Here is a 22,631-nt window from a genome sequence, read left to right as displayed (position 1 = left end):
GTCGTTTTTCGGCCGACAGAATTTGTCACAAATCCGCCCTATAATCCCAGTGCCAAGCGCTGAACCCTCACATATAATTCGCTGAGTTCAAGCCCCCATTTCAGAGTAATGCCTGTGAAAATACGTGTTTTGGTTCTGACCCTGCTCGCTTTGCAGGCGGGCGCAGGCTTTGCGCCGCGCGCGCTGGCCAGCGACAACGCCGCCGCTCTGCACGCCACCCAGCCGGAGCTGGCCTCCGGCAGCGCGATGGTCGTCGATATGCAAACCCATAAGGTGATGTACGCGCGCAACCCGGATGAGGTGGTGCCGATCGCCTCGATCACCAAGCTGATGACCGCCATGGTCACGCTGGACGCACACCTGCCGCTCGACGAGATGCTGGCGGTGGATATCCACCAGACGCCGGAGATGAAAGGGGTTTATTCGCGGGTGCGGCTGAACAGCGAAATCAGCCGTAAGGATATGCTGCTGCTGGCGCTGATGTCGTCGGAAAACCGCGCCGCCGCCAGCCTGGCGCACCACTATCCGGGGGCTACAACGCCTTCATCAAAGCGATGAACGCCAAGGCCAAGGCGCTGGGCATGACCAATACCCATTATGTGGAACCGACCGGGCTCTCTATCCATAACGTGTCGACGGCGCGCGATCTGACCAAGCTGTTGATCGCCACCAAGCAATACCCGTTAATTGGCCAGCTCAGCACCACCACCGAGCGCATGGCCAGCTTCAAAGATCCGAACTATACGCTACCGTTCCGCAACACCAATCATCTGGTGTATAACCCGAAATGGAACATCCAGCTGACCAAAACCGGCTTCACCAACCAGGCGGGCCACTGCCTGGCGATGCGTACCGTGATCGGTAACCGCTCGGTGTCGCTGGTGGTGCTGGACGCCTTCGGCAAATATACCCACTTCGCCGACGCCAACCGGCTGCGCAGCTGGATTGAAACCGGCAAGGTGACGCCGATCCCGGCCGCCGCCCGCGACTATCGTCGCCAAAAAGACGCCAGCCTGGCGAAAAACGCCACCGAATGACCCGCCTGGCGGCCTGCTCGTTTGCAGCAGGCCGCTATCGGCCCTCGGGCCGCCTGATGACAAATCCCCGCTCGCGATCGCCGTCGAAACCCGCTTTGAGATAAAGCTGGTGCGCGCCGGTGCGTTGCTGCCCCGACAGCAGCATCACCTTGTAACAGCCCTTGCGCCAGGCCAGCTGCAGCGCGTATTCGATCATCGCGAGCGCCACGCCGTGGCCGCGATAGGGCTCTGCCGTCACTACGTGCTCGATGACGCCGAACGGCTGCGCCTGGTGCGCCAGCCCCGGGATCAGCGCCAGCATGCAGGTGGCGATCGGCTGTTCCTCGTCCGCCGCCACCACCAGACGGATCGCCGGATCGTCCAGCAGGCGCTGCAGGGTGCGGCGCGCGTCGTCGGTGCGCAGCGGCGCATCCTGCGGGCGCAGCTCGCGATACAGAGCCAACAGGCCGTTGAGATCGTCCGGCTGCGCCAGGCGGTGAATGATGCTCATGGTTGCTCCTTTCCGCCGCTTCAACGGTAATCCGCTATCCTCCATTAATACCACAACGATTGCCGGAGAGGATGTTATGAGTCAGGTTTCGACCTTTGTCATGTTCCAGGGGGAGGCGCAGCAGGCGATCGACCTCTACAGCCAGGTGTTTGCGCGTTTTCGGCTCATGCAGGTGCAGCATTACGACCCGACGCCGGACGGCCGGCGATTGATCAAGCATGCCACCATCGATTTTGACCGGCAGAACCTGGTGTTTATCGATAGCCCGATCAGCCATGATTTCAGCTTCACCCCGGCGGTGTCGCTGTTCATCAACCTGCCTAACGAAGAGGCGCTGGAGCAGGCTTTCCACCGCTTGGCGGAGGGCGGCAAGGTGCTGATGCCGCTCGACGACTACGGCTTCAGCGCCCGCTTCGGCTGGCTCAACGATCGCTTTGGGCTCTCCTGGCAGCTCAATGTGCCGGCGGGGGATCTGCCCTGACGCTAAGGGGGAGTGTGCAAAATGCATGGCAGTTCCAGCTGTTGTTCCATATGCTTATCGCCGGGGCAGGAACTCTGCCGTGGGGAATACCGACCACATCATGGAAAGGTGCGAATTGATTGATTTTGACCGCTATGTTGAGCAAGCGAAGTCTTACGGTGAGTGGCCAGGGGCACAGGTGGGCACGTCGTCCGGCCGCGTTGAAGGATTGAGCTACCGCCTGTATCGGCAAACTGCCGAGAGTGAAGACGTGATCGTGGTTTATCACGGCGGCGGGGTTAACAGCGCCGCCGGGTATGACATTCTTGCGCGCCAGCTGGCCGCCGAGCCAACGCTCGCGGTGTGCCTGGTCGATATTCGCGGGCATGGCGATTCCACGGGAGAGCGGGGGACGGTTGAGCGGCCTGAGCGTATTTGGCGCGATGTCGATGTCATCCTGGCGGAAATGCGCCTGCGTTTTCCGTTAGCGCGCAGGCACCTGCTTGGCCATTCCAGCGGCGCCGGGATGTTGCTCAACTACCTGACCCGCTATCCTTGTGAACAGCAGGCGGACAGCCTGACCCTGCTGGCGCCCGAGCTGGGGCCATTTTCCGGGATGGCCCGCGATTTGCCGGCGGCGGCCCGTTTTGCCCAGGTGCGCCAATGGCCCTTTGTGGCCAATGCGCTCAGCGGTGGACGGTGGTTTGGGCAATCTCGGGCGGTCAGCCTGAATTTTCCCCCGGCCGTGCTGGCCGCCGCCCCCGATTTTGTCTGCCAATACAGCGTTAATATGGCTAACGCCTTGACGCCACGTACTCCGGCAAAGCAACTGGCGGCGCTGCGATTGCCGACCTTGCTGCTGGCGGCGGCGCAGGATGAGTTGTTCAGCGCGCAATCCTTGCAGCGTTTCGTCGAACAGCATGGCAGCGTGCATGTTGCCTTTGGTTTGCTTGAGGGCAGCACGCATTTATCGTGCGTCTTTGAGGCCCACGGCCATGTCCTGCGCTACCTGTCGAACGTAGTCGCTATCGCGTCCGATTGAGACGCATCCGCGCAGCTATTTGTTTCTTAATCACTTCTTCTTCGCCATTAACTGGACGGAGGAGTGGTGATTAAGATCACGAAATTAGTTAATAAATCTTTATGAATTTGATTGCAAAATGTTAACATTCCGCCGGTTTCATTAGGCTTGCTAATGACATTCTTATTGTCAAGGAATGCTCAGGATGGATTACCACAACGTCTTTCAATTGACGTACCAGGAACGAAACGAGTTATTTTCGGCATTAGATAAAATTGCTGACGATCCCGCCGGTGGTGATGTTTATATTCACGCTATACGAACGGCCATGAATACCCACTTACCCCACAGATTAAGTGCCGTATTAAGCCCAAAAAAGGCGTCGTTCACACTACGGTCTTATCGTATTTCAAGAAATGTGCCGGTGGATAAAGACGTCTTTTTTTCCTTTTCCCGAACCAAGACACGCCTTCCTTCGATGAAAAAGATACGCCGTTGCGCTGGGTGCAACGCGTCTTCATTTCGGCAAGCTTGTGGAATCACCGCAACCTCAATCAGGTTGAAGAGCGCATTTTCTCGATTTAAGGTTATTATTCATGCTTAACGTTTTTCTTTCTATATTGCCGATCTTTTTGTTAATCGTGCTGGGCTATTTGTCAAAACTCTATGTTAAAGATGTCGCCGTATTTTGGGGCTTCTCAGACAAATTCGTTTATTACCTGTTTTTTCCGGCACTGTTGATATTGGATATCAGCGAGGCGGATTTTAGCGGTGCGGACAGCTTTTATCCCGTTGTGGCGACCATTGTTTCCACGCTGGTCATCGCGTTGATTATTTTCGTTGGCAAACTGTTCTTCAATACGTCGGCCGATCTGTTTACCTCCATTTTTCAGGGCGGAGTCAGATACAACTCTTATGTATTCATCGCGCTGTCGCAATCGCTGTTCGGCAGCGAGGGGGTGGCGCTGTCCGGTTTCTTCGTGGCGTACATGATCATTCTGACCAACATCATGAGCGTGTTGGTGATGAACCACTACGGCACCGGCAGCAAGAAAAGCCTGAGCGGCGCGCTGCTGGCGCTGACGAAAAACCCGCTGATCATCGGCGCGTTGTTCGGGGTGCTGATGAACCTGTGCAACCTGCACATCACCGGCGCGCTTAAACAGCTGTTCGTTTATCTCTCCAACGCCGCCACGCCGCTGAGCCTGATGTCGGTCGGCGCAGGGTTGATCGTCAGCATGCATATCCGCAAGCTGGTTTCCATCTCTTATGCGACCGTGCTGAAGCTGGTGGCCATGCCGCTGATTACCATTGCGCTGGTGCACTATTTCGGCGCCACCGGCGTGCCGGCCAGCATCGCCATTCTCTACTCCGCCGTGCCTTGTGCCGGCAACGCCTATATTCTGGCGCGGCAAATGGGGGGCGATCATGAAGCGATGGCCTCCATTATCACCTGGACGACGCTGCTGTCGGTGATTACCGTGACGTTCATCCTGGGCAGCGTAGCGCTCTAACGCCGGCGCCGGGCGGCATTCGCCCGCCCGGCGTTTTCCGCGATCCTCCCATATCCTTTCATGACGCTTTACCGCTATGCTAAACATAGAATGGCCCGTGAATATGAAAAGGATGAATCATTTTGGCAGGAAGTAGCTTACTTACCCTCATCGACGACATCGCCTCGTTGTTGGACGACGTCTCGTTAATGAGCAAAATGGCGGCGAAAAAAACCGCCGGGGTGCTGGGGGACGATCTGGCGCTTAACGCGCAGCAGGTCACCGGCGTTAAAGCCGATCGCGAACTGCCGGTGGTGTGGAGCGTCGCCAAAGGCTCGCTGATCAACAAGGCGATCCTGGTGCCGCTGGCGCTGCTGATCAGCGCCTTCGCGCCCTGGGCGATTACGCCGCTGCTGATGGTGGGCGGCGCCTACCTGTGTTACGAAGGGTTCGAAAAGGTGTTTCATAGCCTGAGCCACGGCAAGGCGGCGCAGGAGGAAAAATCGGACGGGCCCGGAGCCAATGAGGACGCCGCGGCCTATGAGAAGCGCAAGGTGAAAGGGGCGATACGCACCGATTTCGTGCTCTCCGCCGAGATTATCGCCATCACGCTGGGCACGGTCGCCGGCGCCACCTTCAGCCAGCAGGTGATCGTCTTGTGCGGCATCGCCGTCGTGATGACGCTCGGCGTGTACGGCATTGTCGCCGGCATCGTCAGGCTGGACGATCTGGGGTTGTATCTGAGCCGCAAAGGCAGCGCGTTGGCGCGCGCCATCGGCAGCGGCATCGTGCGCGCCGCGCCTTATCTGATGAAAACGCTGTCGATCGTCGGCACTGTCGCCATGTTTATGGTCGGCGGCGGTATTCTGACCCACGGTTTGCCGCCGGTGCATCACCTGTTCGAAGACTGGGCCTCGTACACCACCGTGGTGCCGACGTTTGGCCATCTTTTGCAGGGTGTGGTTCCGGCCCTGCTGAACGTGGCGTTCGGGCTGGTGGCCGGCGGCGTGGTGCTGGCGGCGGTGTCGGCGCTGGGCGCGGTACGCGCGCGTTTCAAGGCATGATGAAAAATCTCGCCCCGAGAGGGGCGGGACGGTGCAGACGCTTTAAAATATCAGTTTGAGAACGCCGGTAATCGTCAACAAACCCACGATAAAGATGATGGCGACAATCCACAGAATAATTTTCATTTGATTCTCCCTTACCCGTTAAATGTGGTGCACAACTAGCGCTAACTCAATGAAATCACTCTTCACTATAGACGCTAACTTCCTATCGTGCGTCGCCATGCATTCAGGGATGCCGATTGTCGCCCGCGCCCAGCGCGCGCTGCATGATGTGGGTGTCGCGCCATTCCCCCAGTTTGAACCCCACTGCCTTTAACGTCCCGACGCTGGTAAAACCAAGCGACTGGTGCAGCGCCAGCGAACCGCGGTTGGCGGCGGAATCGCCGACGATCGCCAGCATCTGGCGCCAGGGGCCTTGCTCACAGCGGGCGATCAGCGCGCTCAGCAGAGCCTTGCCGACGCCTTTGCCCTGTTGCCCCTCGGCGATATACACCGAGTCCTCCACGGTAAAACGATAGGCCGGCCGGGGGCGATACGGCGTGGCATAGCAGTAGCCCACAATACGGCCTTCGCTTTTCGCCACCAGCCAGGGCAGCCCGGCTTTCCGCACCTTACCCAGCCGCAGCTGCATTTCCGCCAAGGTCGGCGGTTGTTCTTCAAACGAGGCGGCACCGTACAGCACGTGGTGGGTGTAAATGCGCAGCACGGCGGCCATATCGTCCGGCGTGGCATCGAGGAGGCTGAGTACGGGAGCGGAGAGCGTCATGGTAATGCCTGTTTACCTTGGAAATCAGCGGATAAACGCCATTATGCGCGCCGCTCACCGCCGGGGTAAATCGGGTTTTCTTATGGTGAGATAAGAAAACCCTATGGGTTTGTCAGCCGCACAATGCGGCGCTCTGTGCCAACTGCGGGACTCAACATGGCGATCTGCTGCTCAATCACCGCCGGAAGCACCGGCCCTGAACGCGCCAGAATTGCCCCGACTTCCGCCAGTGAAACGCCCATCCGGCGCGCCAGTTCGCCGACTTTCAATAACCGATCTAGCGCCTCCCTTGTGCGTGACGGGATACTACAGCCTGACGCCACGTAAGGGACAAGAGCGGGAAGAAAAGATGACGTTTTAAAAATCGGTGGGCGCCAGAGAGGCAAAAGCCCAGCTGGATGGCTGGGCTTCGCAGGTCCCTGAAAGGGAGGGTATAGCATAAGGGCCTGTATCGGCTACGGCGACAATTTCACCTGATTTGTCTGTTTTGTCAACAACAGCGTACTGGTCAGAACAGCATATTTTTGGCATTGATCGACTTAATGACGGCGCGTTGTATGTCAGCAACAAGCTCGCGCGACAGACACTGGGTAAGAAAGCCTCTCTCTTTACGGGCTCTGTTCAGCCGTTGGCGGCTGACTTGCTGCACCAGATCGCCCTTTGCCCAGCGCGTTTGCGGATGAAAGAATCTCATATCTTCGATGAGTTCACGCGTAATTTCGATGTGCAATCCCCGTTCGATCTTGTTCGAATCTCTGGTGGTCGACAGCGGTACGATAATGCAGGCGTTGCCGTTAATTTTGCCTTTCAACACAACAACTAAACGGTTCTTCACCATTTCTGGTGGAATGTGGCCATCATAAAAGCCGGTTTCATGCGGTTGGCAGACTGATAGGGGATAGTTGCCATAGTTGCACTCGAGAATTTCCCCGACCTTGGGGGCAAATTTGATCGGCATCGAGACACTCCTTTGTTGTGAACAATCCGTGTTATGGAGGAATGAGCATGCGGGCGTTTTGCTTATAGAGAAAGGTGTGGCGTAAGGAAACGGGGAATGAAAGTGAAATATTGCGGATTCGTACGCAGAATCCGCCTTGATGGTGGCCGAATTTACCAGCCTTTCACCGCGCCGCCGTTGAAGATTTTCTCGGCGGCCTTGGCCACTTCGTCAGACTCATAGGCCTTGATGAAGTTCTGCACGTTCGGCGCGTCCTTGTTGTCTTCGCGGGTGACGATGATGTTGGTGTACGGCGAGTCCTTATCCTCGATGAAGATGCCGTCTTTGGTCGGCGTCAGACCGGTCTGGTTGATGTAGGTGGTGCTGATGACGGCAACGGTGACCTTTGGATCGTCCAGCACGTGCGGCAGCTGCGCGCCTTCCAGCTCCATGATTTGGTAATGGTGCGGGTTGGCGCTGATGTCCAGGGCGGTGGGCAACAACCCCTTGCCTTGTTTCAGCGTAATCAATCCGGTTTTTTCCAGCAGCAGCAGGGCGCGCCCCAGGTTGGTCGGATCGAGCGGGATGGCGATCACCGCGCCGTCCGGCAGCTCTTTGAGCGATTTTATCTTTTTGGAGTAGCCGGCCATCGGGAAGACAAAGGTATTGCCGACCGCCACCAGCTTATAGCCGTGATCTTTGTTTTGCTGTTCGAGGAACGGGCGGTGCTGGAACACGTTGGCGTCCAGTTCGCCCTTGTCGGTAGCGTCGTTCGGCAGCAGTGAACCGCTAAAGCCGACCAGCTCGACGTCCAGCCCGTATTTCTCTTTCGCCACCTGTCTGGCGACTTCTGCCACGTCCTGTTCCGCGCCGTTGATGACGCCGACCTTGATATGATTCTGATCGGTTTTTTGATCGCAGCCCTGAAGCGCCAATACGGCGGCGAAGGCCGCCGCCAGAGGGGTGATACGCCAGCGTAAGGTCATCGAAGTCTCCCTGAAAAGAACAATAAAATCAGTTGTTTTTTGTCCTTACAGCTAAGCCTGAACCGCCGATGAAGTCAAACGCTCGTTCAGCATAAACGGCTATAGCTTATAGCCGTTATGCGGCGGGGGGTTATCGGCTGAGCGAACGCAGCACCACGATGCCCGGCGTAGCCATCACGTAATCCATAAAGGGCGAATCGACCACCCGCATGTTGGCCTTGCGTGAAGAGGCGTTGCGCAGCACCGGGCCGCTGTCGGTCATCACGAAGATGCCGGTGTGGGTCACGTCCAGCCCGTCCAGGTTGGTGTAAATACCGATGTAATCGCCCGTGCGCAGCTGGGCCAGCACCTTGTCGTCGACGTTGTCGCTGGGGATATAGGTCACGCTGCGGTGCACGACGGGCAAGCCGGGCAGGTAGCTGCTACCGTCCGCCTTGCGGTTGAGGGTTTTCACGAGGGTGACGGCGTGCGGGCTGAGCTGCGCGGTGATGTCTTCGGCCACCTGGTGCGGCCGCTGCGCCCAGTCGGTGAAGAAGTGTTTGCGCTGCGGGAAGGCGATTTTGCCGTCGACGTAGCGAATGTCTACCAGATGTTGTACAAACTCGCCTTCGCTGCGGGCAGTGCTGAGCGCTTCCACATAATCGATGTAGGTGAAGCAATCCAGCCCGCGGAAGTCGATCACCAACTGCTCGGGCGTGCTCTGCGAGCCGATCAGGCGGTTGGCGAGATAGGGCGTGCCGAGAAACTCGCGCGAAATCAAATCGACGGTGCGGCCATGCGGCTGTGCGGCGGGCCAACCGGCGCGCAGCGCGAGGATCTCACGCAGCTTGCTGCGGGTGCTGGCGTCCATCTCCGGCTGCACGCCCGGCGGAGAAACGGCGGCGTCGGTCGGCGGCGTTGCGGGGGTGACGGCGGTGGGGCGATCGGCGCATCCGCTCATGGCGATAGCTAACATCAGTAAAACAGCCTTGTTCTTGTTCATACGGCCCTCCATGGGTGTCGCTGGTTTATCAGAGTAAGTGATAACAGTTCTCATCCGATGGTAGGGGTTAAAAAGTAAACATAACCTCAATGGCAATCGATAAATCAGTAACCGATTTCGCTATTGAACGGCAAATACCAGAACAGCGCGATTTCATGATCGGCGATCTCCGGTTCGGCGCGATACAGCAAGCGATCGATGCCGCCGAGGATAAACCCATAGTGCTGGTAGCAGCGGCAGGCCGCCAGGTTGTTGTTCTGCGTTTCGAGCATCATACCTGAGGTTTCCTGCTGCCGCGCCCACTGTTTGGCGCAGTCCAGCAGCGCCCCGGCGATGCCTTGGCGGCGCGCGTCAGCGCTGACGGCGATCTCGTCGATCAGGGTGTAGCCGTTCCAGTTTTTGCTCAGCGTGATGTGGCCAACGGCGTCGTTCTGGCGATAAGCCAGGAAGGTCACGCTGTCTTCGTTGGCGAACGGCGCCAGGGGATAGCGTTTGCGAAATGGCGCCACCGGGCGAGTTGGCCAGCTGTCCACCGGGCTGTCGAACTGCGGCAGGGCATAACAGGCGATGGTGAAGCTGAAATCGCCGCGGGCCAGATAATCGTCGGGCAACGTCTCAATGGCCGCGATGCGGATGGCCGGGTTCATTACGGCAGCTCCCGCAGCAGACGCGCCGGGTTGCCGGCGTAGATCCCCTTGCGGGTGATGTCGCGGGTCACGACCGCCCCGGCGCCGATCACCGCGTCGCTGCAGATCTCCACCGCCAGGATCGTGGCGCCGGAGCCGATGGACACCCGATCGCCGATGCAGGTGCGCCCCCAGCTGGCCGGATCGGCATTGGGCGCGCCGTCTTTGAACAGATCGTTGGCGAAGGTGACGCCGTGGCCGACAAAACACGCTTCGCCGAGGGTGACGTATTCGCAGATAAAGCTGTGCGACTGAATTTTACTGCGCGCGCCGATGCTGACGTGGCGCTGGATCTCCACGAACGGGCCGACGAAGACATCGTCGCCGAGCCGGCAGCCGTAAAGATTGCAGGGTTCTACCACGGTGACGTTGCGTCCGGCGTCGACGTTGACGATCCCCGCCTGGCGGGTGATGATAGCGGATGACATAACCTTCCTCACAGCCTGGGTTTAATGGGGGAGTATAAGACAAAGCGCCGCGCCTTTCGCTTTCCGCACGTTTTTTCGCCGAAAGACTATAATTAGTACAGGGGAGAGAGCCCCGTGGCCGCAATCCTCGCACGGGTAGCTGTCCGTCAGAGGTGTGAAATTCGTTCGCCGATCGCGGCCTACGGCGAGATAGGAGGTGTCTCATGGTCAGTCATGTTTGGGGACTTCTGGCGCATCCCAGCGCCGAGTTCGAACAGATCAAAAGCGAGAATGAAAGCGTCTCGCACCTATACACCCATCACGTGTTGCTCTTGGCAGCAATCCCGGTGGTCTGCGCCTTTATCGGCACCACCCAGTTGGGCTGGCTCTCCGGCGAGGGACATGCCATCAGGCTCGACATGTTTACCGCGCTTTATACCGCCGTGGCGTTTTACCTGCTCATGCTGGCGGGCGTAGCGGCCATGGGGAAAGTCATTCACTGGATGGCGCGGCGCTATGAATCGCGCCCCAGCCTGCACCGCTGCATGGTGTTCGCCGGCTACGTGGCGACCCCGATGTTCCTCAGCGGGATTGTGGCGCTCTATCCGGTCGTCTGGCTGTGTCTGTTTGTCGGCATTATCGGCCTGTGCTATTCGGGCTATCTGCTGAATCTGGGGATCCCGCACTTCCTGAATATCGACAGTAAGGAAGGGTTCATCTTCTCCAGCTCGACCTTCGCTATCGGTATCCTGTTGCTCGAGCTGCTGCTTGGGGTGACGGTGCTGCTGTGGGGGTACGGTTCCTGGTTGTTCTGAGTTAACGGCTGTTGTTATCGCCCCCGCGCCGGTGGAACGGCGCGGGGGCTTTTGCTTTATACGCGGCGGAAAACCAGCATCACGCCGAGCACGATGCCCGCCATGCCCAGCAGGCTCAGCGCCGCCAGCGCGTGGCCGAGCAACAGGTAGTCCAGCAGGGTGGTCACCGCCGGGATCAGATAGAACAGGCTGGTGACCTGCACCAGGTTACCGCGCTGGATCAGGCGATACAGCAAGAAGGTCGCCAGCACCGAGATCACCACCGCCATCCACAGCAGCGGCAGCACGAACGCCGGCCCCCATTCGACCCGCAGCGGCTCAAACGGCAGCGCCAGCGTACACATCAGCAACCCGACGGCATACTGCAGCGGCAAGACCGCCAGCGGCGGCTGCGTCATGCCTTTTTGCAGCAGGGTGCCGGCGGTCATGCAGCCCAGCGCGATAAAGGCGAACAGCATGCCGCTCAGCGAGAAGTGGGCCACCATCAGGCTTTGGTACACTACCAGCGTCAGCCCGACCATTGCCAGCGCCAGGCCGAGCGCCCGCAGCCCGGTGCAGCGCCGTTCGGTGATGAACTGGGTGAGGATCGGCTGTACGCCGAGCAGCGTCGCCAGCACGCCGGGCGTAATACCCTGTTCCAGCGCCAGCAGATAGCAGATTTGATAGCTGCCGATCATCAACACGCCAATCAGCGCGACGCGCCGGCGGGTGCCGGGAGCGGGCAGGCACTGGCGCTGCCACAGGCCGATGGCCAACAGCACCGCCAGTGCGATGGCGCAGCGGAAGAACAGGAAAGCGAAGGCGGAAGCGTGCTCCAACCCCCAACGGGAGAAGATCGCGCCGCTGCTCCAAAGCAGGACGAACAGCGTAGCCAGGCCGGCATTGGCCCAGAGAGAAGGTAATCGCATATCAATTTCACCTGTCGTGAAAATTACAGGCTCCGGCGCGCGCGGCGGTCTACGCCTGAACGCAACAGATCAATAAGCCGGAGGTAAAAAGTCGGTTTGGCTTAGCGCACAACCACAATGCGTGGTGGGTAAGCGGCAACCGCTGAAACGACAGAGGAAACGGCGGGTGGGGCGGAGGAAGCACACAGCAAAACGACGGCCGGAACGGTCGCGTCTGTCGGATCTGTACTGTGCGCTAGGTAGGTCATGTGAGTTCCTGAAAACAGGGAATGAAACCAATCGCTTCAAACATAACCAAGTTCAGCGGGGCGTGCAATCGGAAATCATCATGATTTTAATGATAATGAAAATCATTATCATTAATTGAAGGGTGTGCTATGTTGTTTTGGCCGCGCAGTGTTGATGCAGGGGCGCGGCTTGGTCCCTCCTCGGTTCACGCAACGCGTGCGGCAAAAGACGTTGCGATTCGCTTTTGCAGAAGGCGCGTAATCGTGGTAAAAATATTGATATGTTATAATATAACAATTGATGCGTGATGAATTCAGTTCGCAACATCCTCCACGTTGATGGAGTTAGCCTGACCGGCCACGGCGGGGCATTGATACTCGACAACATCCATTTCGCGCTGCGCGCCGGTGAGAAGCTGGCGGTGATCGGTCCTAACGGCAGCGGCAAGTCCAGCCTGCTGCGTGCCCTGATCGGCGAAACGCGGCCGGACAGCGGCGGCATTCACTGGCGAGGGCGGGCCTTGTCCGAGTGGCCGGCGGCGGAACGCGCCAAAAGCATCGCCTTTCTGGCGCAAAACGATTCGCCGGATTTGCGGCTGTCGGTTGAGGACTACGTGGCGTTGGGCCGTTTACCGCATGGCGCACGCTCTGCGGCGGGAAAACGCATCGTTGACGAAGCCATCGGGGAAACCGGGCTGGCGCCGCTCAGGCACCATCCGCTAGGGCGGCTCTCGGGCGGCCAGCGTCAGCGCGCCGCGCTGGCCCGGGCGTTGGCGCAGTCTCCCGATCTGTTGTTGCTGGATGAACCGACCAATCACCTCGATCCGCCTGGGCGCGCGGCGCTGCTGTCGTTAGTGAAAAATAAAGACATTGCCGTGATTGCGGTGCTGCACGATTTGCCCGTGGCAGAGGCGTTTGCCGATCGGATCCTGGTGCTGAACGAAAGCCGCCAGGTAGCCTGTGGTACGCCCGAGGCGGTGTTACAGACTTCGGTGATTTTGCCGGTGTTCGGCATGAACAGTTTCAAGGTGGCGCATCCCGTCAGCGGGAAAACGCTGCGCATTTTTGACGTTCCCCATTGCGCTTGATCAACCAGAGAGAAACATGAACGCACGCGTATTCATCCTGCTTCTGTTGCTGGCCGCCAGGTCGGCGGCGGCCGAACATTTTCCCGTCACCGTAGAAAGCTGCGGTGTGCCGGTCACCTTCAACCAGGCGCCGCAGCGCGCCGTCATCAACGACATCAACATGGCCGAGATGGCTTTTGCACTGCATTTGCAGGATCGCATTGTCGGGCTGACCGGCATCACCGGCTGGTACAAACTGACGCCCGACTTCAAGGCCGCGATGGGCGCCATTCCCGAACTGGCGCCGAAATATCCCGCTTTGGAAACGCTGCTGGCGGTTCAGCCGGATTTCTTTTTCGCCGGCTGGAATTACGGCATGAAGATCGGCGGCGACGTCACGCCGGAGAAGCTCGCCCCGTTCGGCATCAAAACGCTGGTGCTGAGCGAGAGCTGCGTACAGGCCGGCGGGCGGCCGCAGAAGGCCGATATGAATCTGCTGTATGACGATGAGCTGAAGCTCGGCAAGATTTTCGGCAAGCGGCAAGAGGCCACCGCGCTGGTTGAGGGTTGGAAGCGCCGGTTGGCTGCGCTGCCCGCCAGGCCGGCGGGCCAGGCGCCGCTCAAGGTGTTCGTCTATGACTCGGGGGAGGAGAAGCCTTTCACCAGCGGCAAATACGCTATGCCGACGGCGATCGTCGAAGCGGCGGGCGGCCGCAACGTGATGGACGGCTTGCCGGCGAGCTGGACGACGGCGTCCTGGGAGGCGGTAGCGGCGGCCGAGCCCGACTTCATTATTCTGCTGGATTACCAGACCGGATCGGGTGCCGATGCGCTGCGGCGCTTCCTCGAGTCCCACCCGTTGATGAAATTAACGCCTGCCGTACGGCACCACCGCTATCTGAAACTGCAGTATGCGGAGCTGACGCCGGGGCCGGCCAACATCGGCGCGGTGGAAAAGCTGGCGCGGGCGCTGTACGCGCCGGAGGCTGAATGAACTCGCCGACCCGGCGGTTTATGCTGCTCGCGCCGTTGGCGCTGTCGGTATTGTGCGGGTTAATGGTCTGGAGCCTGCAGTTGGGCAGCGTCGTGCTGTCATGGCGGCAGACGATGGCGGCATTGGGGCTTTCATCGGCGCCCCTCTCCGGCATGCTGGACACTATTGTCGTGCAACTGCGGGTGCCCAGAGCCTTGCTGGCGGCCTTGACCGGCGCCGGGCTGGCGATGACCGGCGCGCTGCTGCAGACCACCACGCGCAATGAGCTGGCCGATCCTTTTTTGTTTGGTCTCTCCTCCGGCGCTTCCGCCGGCGCGGTGCTGGTCATCACGCGCTTCGGCGACGCGCTGGGCGCGCTGACGTTGCCGCTGTCCGCCTTCGCCGGCGGCGTTTTGTCTGCCTTGGCGGTGATGATCCTGTTTCGCGTCGGCCGGGTCAGGCGCGCCGAGCAGCTGATCGTCTGCGGCCTGGCGGTCTCGTTTTTGTTCAGCGCGCTCACCAGCTACCTGGTGTTTTCCGGCGATCAGCGGGCGGCCGGTTCGGTGTTGTTCTGGTCGCTCGGCGGGCTGGGGCTGGCGCGTTGGGATAATCTGTCCATTCCGCTGGCGAGTTTCGTGCTGCTGGCCGGGTTTACGGCGCTGCGTTGGCGGGCGCTGGACGCGCTGCTGGCGGGCGAGCAAACCGCCCATTCGATGGGGGTCAACGTGGCGCGCCTGCGCACCGAGACCTTTCTGTGCTGCGCACTGTCCACGGCGTTTCTCGTTTCGCTGACGGGCGTGATCGGCTTTGTCGGGCTGATGGTGCCCTATCTGGCCCGGCGCCTGGTGGGCGTGCGCCACCGTTTGGCCGTGCCGATGTGCGGCCTGCTGGGGGCGACGCTGCTGATCGGCGGCGACATGCTCAGCCGCAGTCTGATCCCCAATCAGGAGCTGCCCATCGGCATCATTACGGCGGGGCTGGGGGGCGCGTTCATCGTCTCCTTGCTGCTGCGCGCGGAACGATGAACGCGCACCCTGCGAAGATAAAGTCGTCTATCAAAAGCCCGCGCCGGGTGCGGCGGCGGGCCTATCGGGCGGTCTTAGCGGGGGCCTTCGGCCCAGCCTTTACGTTTGCTGGTTTTGCCGATGCCGGGGTTGAAGCTGTTGGTCGGATCGGCGGTGCGGTAGAACGCCTGCAGATCCGCCTTGGCGTGGTACAGGTGGCCGACGTTATGCTCCGCGGGGTACTCGGCGCCGCGCCGGTTAAGGATCTCGAGCATCTTTTCCTTTAGCGCGTGGCTGTCGACGCCCTTTTTCACCACGTAGTCCTGATGGAAGACGTGGCACATAAAGTGGCCGTAATACAGCTTATGCACCAGTTGGCTGTCAATCTCCGGCGGCAGGGTTTCGAACCAGTCGGTGTCGTTGCGGCGCAGGGCGATATCCAGCGCCAGAATATCCTCCACCTTGTCGGCGTGCACCGCATGGTAGCGCACGGCGGCGCCGGCGGCGGCGAAGCGGTGCAGGAAGGCCTTTTTGCCTTCGTCAGGCGTGCAGGCGAAGAAAGCGCCTTCGGCCTGGGCGAAGTACTCGGTCAGGTAGCGCTGCGCTTCGTCTACGCCGGGGCCGGCCATCTTCAGCAGCAGGTGATGTTCGAAACGTTCGCGGTATTCCTTCATGCGCTTCGGCAGGTGGCTCGGCGCCAGATGGCTCAGGCCCTGCATCAGCCGATCGGTCAGGTTGTGTGGCAGCAGCGGCAGCTTGTTGAGGCTGGCGTCCATACGGCCTTTCAGGGTGAAGAAGCGCGGCATCTGATCGGTGCCGAGCTTGTCGATCATCATGAAGGTGTCTTTGCCGTACACCTCGGCGATGTCGAAGATATCGCGGTGCATGTACTCACCGGCCACCGGCAGGTTTTCGAACTGGCTCAGCATGTGGCGGCGCAGTTCGGTCAGCACCGCGGTGTCGTTGGTGCCGATATAGAACACCTGCTCTTTGCCTTCTTTCTCGAAGGTGTCGAGCCGCACCGCGAACACCGCCAGCTTGCCGGCGCAGCCGGAGGCCTCGTACAGGCGGCGTTTGTCGGCGTTGAAGCGGGAAGGGGTGTCGGCATCGACGTCGCGCACCCGGCTGGCGTACTCGTTATCCGAGGCGCGCAGCTCGCCGTATTCGACGTCTGTCGGGCGATAGTCGCCTTTTTCCAGCCGGGTGAGGATCTCTTCCGGCGTGTCGCCGAGGCGGATGCCCAAATGGTTCACCAGGCGCAGCTGGCCGTCTTCCCCTAGCTGGGCGTACAGCGCCATTTCGGTGTAGGCCGGGCCGCGTTTCACCAGCGAGCCGCCGGAGTTGTTGCACACGCCGCCGATCACCGAGGCGCCGATGCAGGAGGAACCGATCACCGAATGCGGTTCGCGGCCGTAGGGCTTGAGCAATTTCTCGAGGTGGTGCAGGGTGCTGCCGGGGAAGCCGACCACCTGCTTGCCGTTGTCCAGCACCTGAATATGGTCGAGGCGCAGGGTGCTGACGATGACGATGTCGCGGTCATAGTCGTTGCCGCTGGGGGTCGATCCTTCGGTCAGGCCGGTATTGGCGGCCTGCATGATGACGATTTTGTCGGCGGCCACGCAGGCCTGCAAAATGCGCCACAGCTGCAGCAGGCTGGTGGGAAACGCCACCGCCAGCGCCTGGCCTTCGCCGGAGCGGAACCCCTTGCGATACCGCTCGGTGTTGCGATCGCCGGTCAACAGCTGCGGGCCGCCGACGATGTCTTTAAGCTGGTTGATAAATGCCTGATTGCCTGACTGCATGCTGCCTGTCTCCCTGTCATCCCCGTTGCTTTAACCGCGGCGCCGGAGTGCCACATATAAGCTAAGAGGCTATCAATTAAATAACTTATTAAGCTATCAGCTTGCCAGGCTAATGGCTTGCGGGTTTAGTAGCGTTCGGCGTAGCCGGCCCGGCGCTCTTCGTCGCGCAGCGTCAGGATCTCCACGCCGTCGGCGGTGACCGCCACGGTGTGTTCCCACTGTGCCGACAGTTTTTTGTCGCGCGTCACCACCGTCCAGCCGTCTTTCTTCTGCTTGATGCGGCGGTCGCCCTGGTTGATCATCGGCTCGATGGTGAACACCATGCCTTCCTGCAGCACCATACCGCTGCCGGGTTGACCGTAGTGCAATACCGCCGGCTCTTCATGCATATCGCGGCCGATGCCGTGGCCGCAATACTCCCGCACGATGCTGTAGCCGGCCTGCTCGGCGTGCCGCTGGACGGCATGGCCGATATCGCCCAGGGTGGCACCCGGTTTTACCGCGCGAATGCCCTGCCACATCGATTCATAGACGTTGTTCACCAGCCGTTTGGCCAGCGGCGTCACCTGGCCGACGCAGTACATCTTGCTGGAGTCGGCGATATAGCCGCCGTTTTCCAGCGTGATGTCTACGTTGATAATCATGCCGGAACGCAGGATTTTGCTGGCCGACGGCACCCCGTGGCACACCACATCGTCGATTGAGGTGTTGAGCACATAGGGGAAATCATACTGCCCTTTGCTGGCCGGGCGCGACTTCAGCTCTTCGACGATAAACGCCTCGGCGCGGTCGTTGATCTCCATGGTGGAGATGCCTTCGACGATGACCTCATCGAGCATAGCAAACACTTTCGCCAGCAGGGCGCCGGAGTGGCGCATTTTGGCAATCTCTTCCGGCGTTTTAATCACAATCTGTTTCACCCGACAATCTCCTTCAGCGTCAGCGCGTTATCTTTCATCATCTTTTTTACCAGCTGCGGGTAGGTCAGTTCCGGATGGAACTCCGCCAGCATACCGATCTTGATCCAGTATTCGGCCTGCGCGTTGATCGAACGCGTCATGGTCAGGCTGGCGAGGCGCAGATCGTCATGCAGCGCGTCTGAAATTTTTACGATGCCCATCGGCGTCTCCCTAAGTGAACGATATACGAAGTGTATACGTTTAGGATGGTGGCGATGTGGCATTCTGTGGCGTAAGAAGATTCTGGCAACAACGATTGCCGCCGCCAGACAATGCGTTTATTGTGATGAACGACTTTTTTGCCATGATTTTTCAGAAGGATTTAAGGCGTGACTAAACTACGTGTTGGGGTGATTTTTGGCGGTAAATCGGCGGAGCATGAGGTGTCGCTGCAGTCGGCCAAAAACATTGTGGATGCAATCGACAAAGAGAAGTTTGACGTCACGCTGCTGGGGATCGACAAACAGGGGCAGTGGCACATCAACGACGCCTCCAACTACCTGCTCAACGCCGAGAACCCGGCGCTGATCGCGCTGAACCGCTCGAACAAGAACGTGGCGCTGATCCCGGGCCAGGAAAAACAGCAGCTGATCGAAGCGGGCAGCGCCGGCGCGCTGGGCCAACTGGACGTTATTTTCCCGATCGTGCACGGCACGCTGGGGGAGGACGGCTCGCTGCAGGGGCTGCTGCGCATGGCCAATATGCCGTTCGTCGGCGCCGGCGTGCTCGGCTCGGCGGTCAGCATGGATAAAGACGTGACCAAGCGCCTGCTGCGCGATGCCGGGCTTGCGGTGGCGCCGTTCGTCACCCTGACGCGCGCCAACCGCGCCGGATTTACGTTTGAGCAATTGAGCGAGCGCCTCGGCCTGCCGCTGTTCGTCAAGCCGGCCAACCAGGGCTCCTCGGTCGGGGTCAGCAAGGTGGAAAACCGCGCCGAGTTCGACGCGGCGGTATCGCTGGCCTTCAGCTTCGATCACAAGGTGCTGGTGGAGTCAGCGATCGTTGGCCGCGAGATCGAGTGCGCGGTGCTGGGCAACGACGATCCGCAGGCCAGCGTGTGCGGCGAGATCGTGCTGAGCGACGCCTTCTATTCTTACGACACCAAATACATCAATGAGCAGGGCGCTCAGGTGGTGGTGCCGGCGGCAATCGCGCCGGAAGTGAGTGACCACATCCGTGAGGTGGCGCTGAAGGCGTTCCGCGCGCTGGAGTGCTTCGGGCTGGCGCGGGTGGATGTGTTCCTGACGCCGGACAACCAGGTGGTGATCAACGAAATTAACACGCTGCCGGGCTTCACCAATATTAGCATGTATCCCAAGCTGTGGGCCGCCAGCGGCGTCAGCTATCAGGCGCTGATCACGAGCCTGATCGAATTGGCGCTGGAACGCCACCAGCAGGATCGTGCGCTGAACAGTTCGGTATTCGATCGCTAAACGTGGGAGGGGGCGGCGGTGCCGCCCCCGTCCATCACTTCACCGTCACGTCGATATCGCCGAAATACTTCTTCGACAGCGCCGTCACCGTGCCTTGCTGTTTCACTTTGGCGATGGCGGCATCCAGTTTCTTCTTCAGCGCCTCATCCCCTTTGCGCAGGCCGAAGGCGATGCCTTCACCGAGGATCTTGTCGTCGCGCACCGCCTCGCCGACGAAGGCGAAGCCTTTGCCGTCCGGCTGCGACAGGAAGCCGCTTTGCCCCGACGGCGCCATCACCAGCGTGGCGTCGAGCCGACCGGCCGCCAGATCCAGATAAACCTGATTCTGATCCTGGTAAGACACCACGTCCACGCCCGCCGGCGCCCAATGGGTTTTGGCGTAAATCTCCTGAATCGATCCTTGCAGCACGCCCACGTGTTTGCCCGCCAGCGATTTGGCGTCCGGCAGCAGGCCGCTGTCGGCCTTGGCGATCAGGCGGTTCGGCACCTGATAGATGGCGTCGGTAAAGGCGATCGCCTGACGCCGCTGTTCGGTCACGTTCATCGCCGAGTTGATGGCGTCGAACTTGCGCGCCTGCAGCGCCGGGATCAGGCTGTCGAACGAGGTTTCCACCCAGCTGCATTTCAACTGCGCGGCGGCGCACACCGCGTCGCCCAGTTCGATGTCGAACCCTTCCAGTTTGCCGCTGGCGGATTTGGATTCGAACGGCGGATACAGCGCTTCCAGGCCGAAGCGCAGGCTGTTTTCCGCCGCCAGCGAAGTGCCGGCGGCCAGCAGGCATCCGGCGGCGAACAGCGTTTTCAGTGCTTTCATAGGCAGTGCCCCTTTCCCATGGTCGGACAAAAAATTACGCCTGGCTCAGGCGGCGCGCGCCTTCCAGCAGGGTCTCGTTATCTTTGGAAAAACTCAGCCGGATTAGGCCGGTATTGGTGCCGTCGCTGTAGAACGCCGACAGCGGGATCGTCGCCACCTTCGCTTCGCGGATCAAGCGTACGGCGAAATCATTGTCGCTTTCGTGACTGAAGCCGCTAAAGCGGGCCAGCATGAAGAAGCTGCCGCGGCTGGGCAGCAGCTCAAAGCGCGAATCCTGCAAGGCGCTGGCCAGCAGATCGCGCTTTTGTTGGTAAAACGCCGCCAGCCCCAGGTAGCTCTGCGGGTTGGCGAGCGCGGCGGCGAAGGCGTGTTGCATCGGCGTATCGGCGGAGAACACCATAAATTGGTGCACCTTGCGGATCTCGTCCATCAGCGCCGCCGGCGCCAGACAGTAGCCGACGCGCCAGCCGGTGACGTGGTAGGTTTTACCGAACGACGACACGATCACGCTGCGTTCCGCCAGCTGCGGATAGCGCGCCATGCTGTGGTGAATTTCGCCGTCGAACACCACGTGTTCGTAGACCTCGTCGGACAGGATCACGATGTCGGTGTCGCGGGTCAGGGCGGTCAGGCGTTCGATGTCGTGCTCGTCAAACACCGCGCCGGTCGGGTTGTGCGGCGTGTTGACGATGATCATGCGCGTTTTGCCGTTGATGGCGGCGGCCACTTCGTCCCAGTCGACGCGAAAATCCTGCAGCGACAGTTTGATCGCCACCGGCGTGGCGCCCTGCAGGCGCACGATCGGCGCATAGCTGTCGAACGCCGGTTCGAAATAGATCACCTCGTCGCCGGGATGCACCAGCGCGCTGATCGCCGAGTACAGCCCTTCGCTGGCGCTGGCGATCACCGTGATTTCTTCGTCGGCGTCATAGCGTGCGCCATACAATCGTTCAGCTTTTTCCGCCAGAGCAGCACGTAACGCCGCCACGCCGCTCATCGGCGCGTATTGGTTATGACCTGCGCGCATGGCTTGCGCCGTTGCCTCGATCAGCTGCGGGTCGCCGGCGAAGTTGGGCGCGCCCTGCGACAGATTGAGGGCCTGATGTTCGGCGCTGAGTTGGCCAATGACGGTGAAAATGGTGGTGCCGACGTCCGGCAGCTTCGAGCGGGATGAACAGGCGCTCTGCATGATGGGCTCCAGGCAAACAGGGAAGTGTTGAGCGATTAAGCATCAGCCGGCGTAGGCGGACAAGGGAAAGTTTGTCATACTTGCCATGCACTGCGATCATACCTAATCGAGGCCTGCTATGCCGATATCCCTGCCGTCGCTCGACGTGTTGAAAACCTTCGTGGTGGTGGCGCAACGCCTCAACTTTACCCATGCCGCCCGGGAGCTGCACCTGACGCAGGGGGCGGTCAGCCGGCAAATTCTCGGGCTGGAGCAGCGCCTGGGTTATCCGCTGTTCAGCCGCCAGGCGCGCGGTTTGGCGCTGACGCCGCAGGGCGCGCAGCTGCTGGCGCCGGTGCAGCAGGCGCTGGGGCTGCTGGACGAGGCGCTGACGCGGGCCGCCGCCCCGCCGGGGGCGCTGCGCGTCAAATGCCCGACCTGCGCGATGCGCTGGGTGCTGCCGCGTGTGATTCGCCTGCAGAATGAACGGCCGGACATGCATATCGAGCTGACCGCCTCGGTGTCGCACGGTCTGGATTTCAGCACCGAGCAGTTTGACGCCGCGGTGGTATTCGGCCGGCCACCGGGTAAAAAGCTGACCGCGCACCTGCTGTTCGACGAAATCCTCACGCCGGTCTGCACGCCGACGTTTCTGCCGCCGGCACCCCGGCTGGCGGATTTGACGGACAAAACCCTGCTGCATCCGACGCGCGATCGCCGCGACTGGCTGCGCTGGCTGAAGGCGGCGGGGGCCGATGCGCTGCCGTCCGGCAAGGCTCAGCATTTCGATACTCTCGATCTGGCGATGAGCGCCGCGCTGCAGGGGTTCGGCATCGCCATCGGCGATCTGTGCCTGCTGGAGGAGGATATTCAGGCGCGGCGCGTCGTCACGCCGTTCCCGCTCTGCGTCAGCAGCGGCGCGGCCTATTATCTGGTCTATCCTGAACGCGGGGCGCCGCCGCCGGCGTTGGCGCCGCTGATCGATTTTCTGACGGCGGAGGCCGCCGACAGCCGCGCCCGGCTGCAGAATTACCTGCCGATAACCTGTAATGCTTTGTAAACATTGCCGATGCGAATTCCCTTGGCGATGAAACAGAGTGTGGCAAACTGTTTCTTCACTCCGATTAAA

At 60.4% G+C, this 22,631-nt stretch carries 24 protein-coding genes and 1 pseudogene; 12 read left to right on the top strand and 13 right to left on the bottom strand.

Annotated features, from left to right (window positions below):
• Positions 1-108: 108 nt before the first annotated feature.
• Positions 109-1,037, top strand: a pseudogene (pbpG, locus tag HMPREF3138_RS02505) (D-alanyl-D-alanine endopeptidase).
• A 34-nt stretch (positions 1,038-1,071) separates the two neighbouring features.
• Here pbpG and HMPREF3138_RS02500 read toward each other — a convergent pair.
• Positions 1,072-1,527, bottom strand: a complete 456-nt coding sequence (locus tag HMPREF3138_RS02500; RefSeq protein WP_033637538.1) for a GNAT family N-acetyltransferase — start codon at positions 1,525-1,527, stop codon at positions 1,072-1,074.
• A 76-nt stretch (positions 1,528-1,603) separates the two neighbouring features.
• On the opposite strand from HMPREF3138_RS02500, the gene HMPREF3138_RS02495 reads away from it, so the two are divergent.
• From HMPREF3138_RS02495 to HMPREF3138_RS02480, 5 genes are all read left to right on the top strand, one after another.
• Positions 1,604-2,008 (top strand): VOC family protein, encoded by a 405-nt coding sequence (locus HMPREF3138_RS02495; protein ID WP_033637539.1) that lies wholly within the window; start codon positions 1,604-1,606, stop codon positions 2,006-2,008.
• 79 nt (positions 2,009-2,087) lie between these two features.
• Positions 2,088-3,029, top strand: coding sequence for an alpha/beta fold hydrolase (locus HMPREF3138_RS02490; protein WP_229701970.1), 942 nt, complete (start codon positions 2,088-2,090; stop codon positions 3,027-3,029).
• A gap of 184 nt (positions 3,030-3,213) precedes the next feature.
• Positions 3,214-3,612 (top strand): hypothetical protein, encoded by a 399-nt coding sequence (locus HMPREF3138_RS25020; RefSeq protein ID WP_223294849.1) that lies wholly within the window; start codon positions 3,214-3,216, stop codon positions 3,610-3,612.
• Positions 3,605-4,522 (top strand): AEC family transporter, encoded by a 918-nt coding sequence (locus HMPREF3138_RS02485; RefSeq protein ID WP_038879900.1) that lies wholly within the window; start codon positions 3,605-3,607, stop codon positions 4,520-4,522. The genes HMPREF3138_RS25020 and HMPREF3138_RS02485 overlap by 8 nt, the downstream gene beginning before the upstream one ends.
• A 122-nt stretch (positions 4,523-4,644) precedes the next feature.
• Positions 4,645-5,565 carry a DUF808 domain-containing protein gene (locus tag HMPREF3138_RS02480; RefSeq protein WP_028127651.1) on the top strand — a complete coding sequence of 307 codons (921 nt, stop codon included), beginning with the start codon at positions 4,645-4,647 and terminating at the stop codon, positions 5,563-5,565.
• A 229-nt stretch (positions 5,566-5,794) separates the two neighbouring features.
• Here HMPREF3138_RS02480 and HMPREF3138_RS02475 read toward each other — a convergent pair whose 3' ends face one another.
• From HMPREF3138_RS02475 to HMPREF3138_RS02450, 6 genes are all read right to left on the bottom strand, one after another.
• Positions 5,795-6,334: a GNAT family N-acetyltransferase gene (locus tag HMPREF3138_RS02475; RefSeq protein WP_038879907.1), complete on the bottom strand. Its 540-nt coding sequence runs from the start codon at positions 6,332-6,334 to the stop codon at positions 5,795-5,797.
• Between the two features lie 508 nt (positions 6,335-6,842).
• Entirely contained in the window at positions 6,843-7,292 is a 450-nt protein-coding gene (locus HMPREF3138_RS02470) for a type II toxin-antitoxin system PemK/MazF family toxin (protein ID WP_038879910.1), read from the bottom strand.
• Between the two features lie 152 nt (positions 7,293-7,444).
• A complete protein-coding gene (locus HMPREF3138_RS02465; protein WP_038879912.1) occupies positions 7,445-8,257 on the bottom strand; it encodes a MetQ/NlpA family lipoprotein in 813 nt (270 codons plus the stop codon).
• Positions 8,258-8,387: 130 nt separating this feature from the next.
• Positions 8,388-9,239, bottom strand: coding sequence for a DUF1460 domain-containing protein (locus tag HMPREF3138_RS02460; protein WP_038879915.1), 852 nt, complete (start codon positions 9,237-9,239; stop codon positions 8,388-8,390).
• 104 nt (positions 9,240-9,343) lie between these two features.
• Complete coding sequence (locus HMPREF3138_RS02455) at positions 9,344-9,886, bottom strand: GNAT family N-acetyltransferase (RefSeq protein WP_033652386.1); 543 nt, start codon at positions 9,884-9,886, stop codon at positions 9,344-9,346.
• Positions 9,886-10,353, bottom strand: a complete 468-nt coding sequence (locus HMPREF3138_RS02450; protein ID WP_038879918.1) for an acyltransferase — start codon at positions 10,351-10,353, stop codon at positions 9,886-9,888. The genes HMPREF3138_RS02455 and HMPREF3138_RS02450 overlap by 1 nt, the downstream gene beginning before the upstream one ends.
• A 203-nt stretch (positions 10,354-10,556) precedes the next feature.
• Here HMPREF3138_RS02450 and HMPREF3138_RS02445 point away from each other — a divergent pair, with 203 nt between their 5' ends.
• Positions 10,557-11,147: a Yip1 family protein gene (locus tag HMPREF3138_RS02445; protein WP_004939641.1), complete on the top strand. Its 591-nt coding sequence runs from the start codon at positions 10,557-10,559 to the stop codon at positions 11,145-11,147.
• 56 nt (positions 11,148-11,203) lie between these two features.
• On the opposite strand, the gene HMPREF3138_RS02440 is transcribed toward HMPREF3138_RS02445, so the two are convergent.
• The gene (locus HMPREF3138_RS02440) at positions 11,204-12,055 is read right to left on the bottom strand and encodes a DMT family transporter (RefSeq protein WP_038879922.1); all 852 of its coding nucleotides are present in this window, start codon (positions 12,053-12,055) and stop codon (positions 11,204-11,206) included.
• 598 nt (positions 12,056-12,653) lie between these two features.
• Here HMPREF3138_RS02440 and HMPREF3138_RS02435 point away from each other — a divergent pair.
• Genes HMPREF3138_RS02435 through HMPREF3138_RS02425 form a run of 3 tightly spaced genes read left to right on the top strand, consistent with a single transcriptional unit; the run spans position 12,654 to position 15,347 of the window.
• Positions 12,654-13,370: an ABC transporter ATP-binding protein gene (locus HMPREF3138_RS02435; protein ID WP_038879924.1), complete on the top strand. Its 717-nt coding sequence runs from the start codon at positions 12,654-12,656 to the stop codon at positions 13,368-13,370.
• 16 nt (positions 13,371-13,386) lie between these two features.
• Positions 13,387-14,343, top strand: coding sequence for an ABC transporter substrate-binding protein (locus HMPREF3138_RS02430; protein ID WP_038879927.1), 957 nt, complete (start codon positions 13,387-13,389; stop codon positions 14,341-14,343).
• Positions 14,340-15,347, top strand: coding sequence for a FecCD family ABC transporter permease (locus HMPREF3138_RS02425; protein ID WP_038879930.1), 1,008 nt, complete (start codon positions 14,340-14,342; stop codon positions 15,345-15,347). The genes HMPREF3138_RS02430 and HMPREF3138_RS02425 overlap by 4 nt, the downstream gene beginning before the upstream one ends.
• 74 nt (positions 15,348-15,421) lie before the next feature.
• Here HMPREF3138_RS02425 and dld read toward each other — a convergent pair whose 3' ends face one another.
• The 3 genes from dld to HMPREF3138_RS02410 all read right to left on the bottom strand — a co-directional run bounded on the left by dld (position 15,422) and on the right by HMPREF3138_RS02410 (position 18,248).
• Positions 15,422-17,128, bottom strand: a complete 1,707-nt coding sequence (dld, locus tag HMPREF3138_RS02420) for a D-lactate dehydrogenase (RefSeq protein WP_038879933.1) — start codon at positions 17,126-17,128, stop codon at positions 15,422-15,424.
• A gap of 125 nt (positions 17,129-17,253) precedes the next feature.
• The gene (gene map, locus HMPREF3138_RS02415) at positions 17,254-18,048 is read right to left on the bottom strand and encodes a type I methionyl aminopeptidase (RefSeq protein WP_038879936.1); all 795 of its coding nucleotides are present in this window, start codon (positions 18,046-18,048) and stop codon (positions 17,254-17,256) included.
• A complete protein-coding gene (locus HMPREF3138_RS02410) occupies positions 18,045-18,248 on the bottom strand; it encodes a ParD-like family protein (protein WP_006324220.1) in 204 nt (67 codons plus the stop codon). Before HMPREF3138_RS02410 ends, map begins: the two co-directional genes overlap by 4 nt.
• A 168-nt stretch (positions 18,249-18,416) precedes the next feature.
• On the opposite strand from HMPREF3138_RS02410, the gene ddlA reads away from it, so the two are divergent.
• Complete coding sequence (gene ddlA, locus HMPREF3138_RS02405; RefSeq protein ID WP_038879941.1) at positions 18,417-19,520, top strand: D-alanine--D-alanine ligase; 1,104 nt, start codon at positions 18,417-18,419, stop codon at positions 19,518-19,520.
• A 34-nt stretch (positions 19,521-19,554) separates the two neighbouring features.
• On the opposite strand, the gene HMPREF3138_RS02400 is transcribed toward ddlA, so the two are convergent.
• Both HMPREF3138_RS02400 and HMPREF3138_RS02395 read right to left on the bottom strand, forming a co-directional pair.
• Positions 19,555-20,334 carry an ABC transporter substrate-binding protein gene (locus tag HMPREF3138_RS02400; RefSeq protein ID WP_038879944.1) on the bottom strand — a complete coding sequence of 260 codons (780 nt, stop codon included), beginning with the start codon at positions 20,332-20,334 and terminating at the stop codon, positions 19,555-19,557.
• A 34-nt stretch (positions 20,335-20,368) separates the two neighbouring features.
• Positions 20,369-21,523, bottom strand: coding sequence for a pyridoxal phosphate-dependent aminotransferase (locus HMPREF3138_RS02395; protein ID WP_038879947.1), 1,155 nt, complete (start codon positions 21,521-21,523; stop codon positions 20,369-20,371).
• 118 nt (positions 21,524-21,641) lie between these two features.
• Between HMPREF3138_RS02395 and HMPREF3138_RS02390 the strand changes: the two genes are divergently transcribed.
• Positions 21,642-22,562, top strand: coding sequence for a LysR substrate-binding domain-containing protein (locus HMPREF3138_RS02390; RefSeq protein ID WP_038879949.1), 921 nt, complete (start codon positions 21,642-21,644; stop codon positions 22,560-22,562).
• Positions 22,563-22,631 lie beyond the last annotated feature (69 nt).

The sequence above is a fragment of the Serratia sp. HMSC15F11 genome (assembly GCF_001808215.1).
Taxonomy (GTDB): domain Bacteria; phylum Pseudomonadota; class Gammaproteobacteria; order Enterobacterales; family Enterobacteriaceae; genus Serratia; species Serratia nevei.
The sequence above is the reverse complement of the archived record's forward strand: the minus strand, read 5'-3'. Positions and strand labels throughout refer to the sequence as shown.

Bases quoted from the DNA above. Each gene is read 5' to 3' on its own strand.
- HMPREF3138_RS02500 (WP_033637538.1), bottom strand. From the start codon at position 1,527: ATGAGCATCATTCACCGCCTGGCGCAGCCGGACGATCTCAACGGCCTG.
- HMPREF3138_RS02495 (WP_033637539.1), top strand. From the start codon at position 1,604: ATGAGTCAGGTTTCGACCTTTGTCATGTTCCAGGGGGAGGCGCAGCAG.
- HMPREF3138_RS25020 (WP_223294849.1), top strand. From the start codon at position 3,214: ATGGATTACCACAACGTCTTTCAATTGACGTACCAGGAACGAAACGAG.
- HMPREF3138_RS02485 (WP_038879900.1), top strand. From the start codon at position 3,605: ATGCTTAACGTTTTTCTTTCTATATTGCCGATCTTTTTGTTAATCGTG.
- HMPREF3138_RS02475 (WP_038879907.1), bottom strand. From the start codon at position 6,334: ATGACGCTCTCCGCTCCCGTACTCAGCCTCCTCGATGCCACGCCGGAC.
- HMPREF3138_RS02470 (WP_038879910.1), bottom strand. From the start codon at position 7,292: ATGCCGATCAAATTTGCCCCCAAGGTCGGGGAAATTCTCGAGTGCAAC.
- HMPREF3138_RS02465 (WP_038879912.1), bottom strand. From the start codon at position 8,257: ATGACCTTACGCTGGCGTATCACCCCTCTGGCGGCGGCCTTCGCCGCC.
- HMPREF3138_RS02460 (WP_038879915.1), bottom strand. From the start codon at position 9,239: ATGAACAAGAACAAGGCTGTTTTACTGATGTTAGCTATCGCCATGAGC.
- HMPREF3138_RS02455 (WP_033652386.1), bottom strand. From the start codon at position 9,886: ATGAACCCGGCCATCCGCATCGCGGCCATTGAGACGTTGCCCGACGAT.
- HMPREF3138_RS02450 (WP_038879918.1), bottom strand. From the start codon at position 10,353: ATGTCATCCGCTATCATCACCCGCCAGGCGGGGATCGTCAACGTCGAC.
- HMPREF3138_RS02445 (WP_004939641.1), top strand. From the start codon at position 10,557: ATGGTCAGTCATGTTTGGGGACTTCTGGCGCATCCCAGCGCCGAGTTC.
- HMPREF3138_RS02440 (WP_038879922.1), bottom strand. From the start codon at position 12,055: ATGCGATTACCTTCTCTCTGGGCCAATGCCGGCCTGGCTACGCTGTTC.
- HMPREF3138_RS02430 (WP_038879927.1), top strand. From the start codon at position 13,387: ATGAACGCACGCGTATTCATCCTGCTTCTGTTGCTGGCCGCCAGGTCG.
- HMPREF3138_RS02425 (WP_038879930.1), top strand. From the start codon at position 14,340: ATGAACTCGCCGACCCGGCGGTTTATGCTGCTCGCGCCGTTGGCGCTG.
- dld (WP_038879933.1), bottom strand. From the start codon at position 17,128: ATGCAGTCAGGCAATCAGGCATTTATCAACCAGCTTAAAGACATCGTC.
- HMPREF3138_RS02410 (WP_006324220.1), bottom strand. From the start codon at position 18,248: ATGGGCATCGTAAAAATTTCAGACGCGCTGCATGACGATCTGCGCCTC.
- HMPREF3138_RS02400 (WP_038879944.1), bottom strand. From the start codon at position 20,334: ATGAAAGCACTGAAAACGCTGTTCGCCGCCGGATGCCTGCTGGCCGCC.
- HMPREF3138_RS02395 (WP_038879947.1), bottom strand. From the start codon at position 21,523: ATGCAGAGCGCCTGTTCATCCCGCTCGAAGCTGCCGGACGTCGGCACC.
- HMPREF3138_RS02390 (WP_038879949.1), top strand. From the start codon at position 21,642: ATGCCGATATCCCTGCCGTCGCTCGACGTGTTGAAAACCTTCGTGGTG.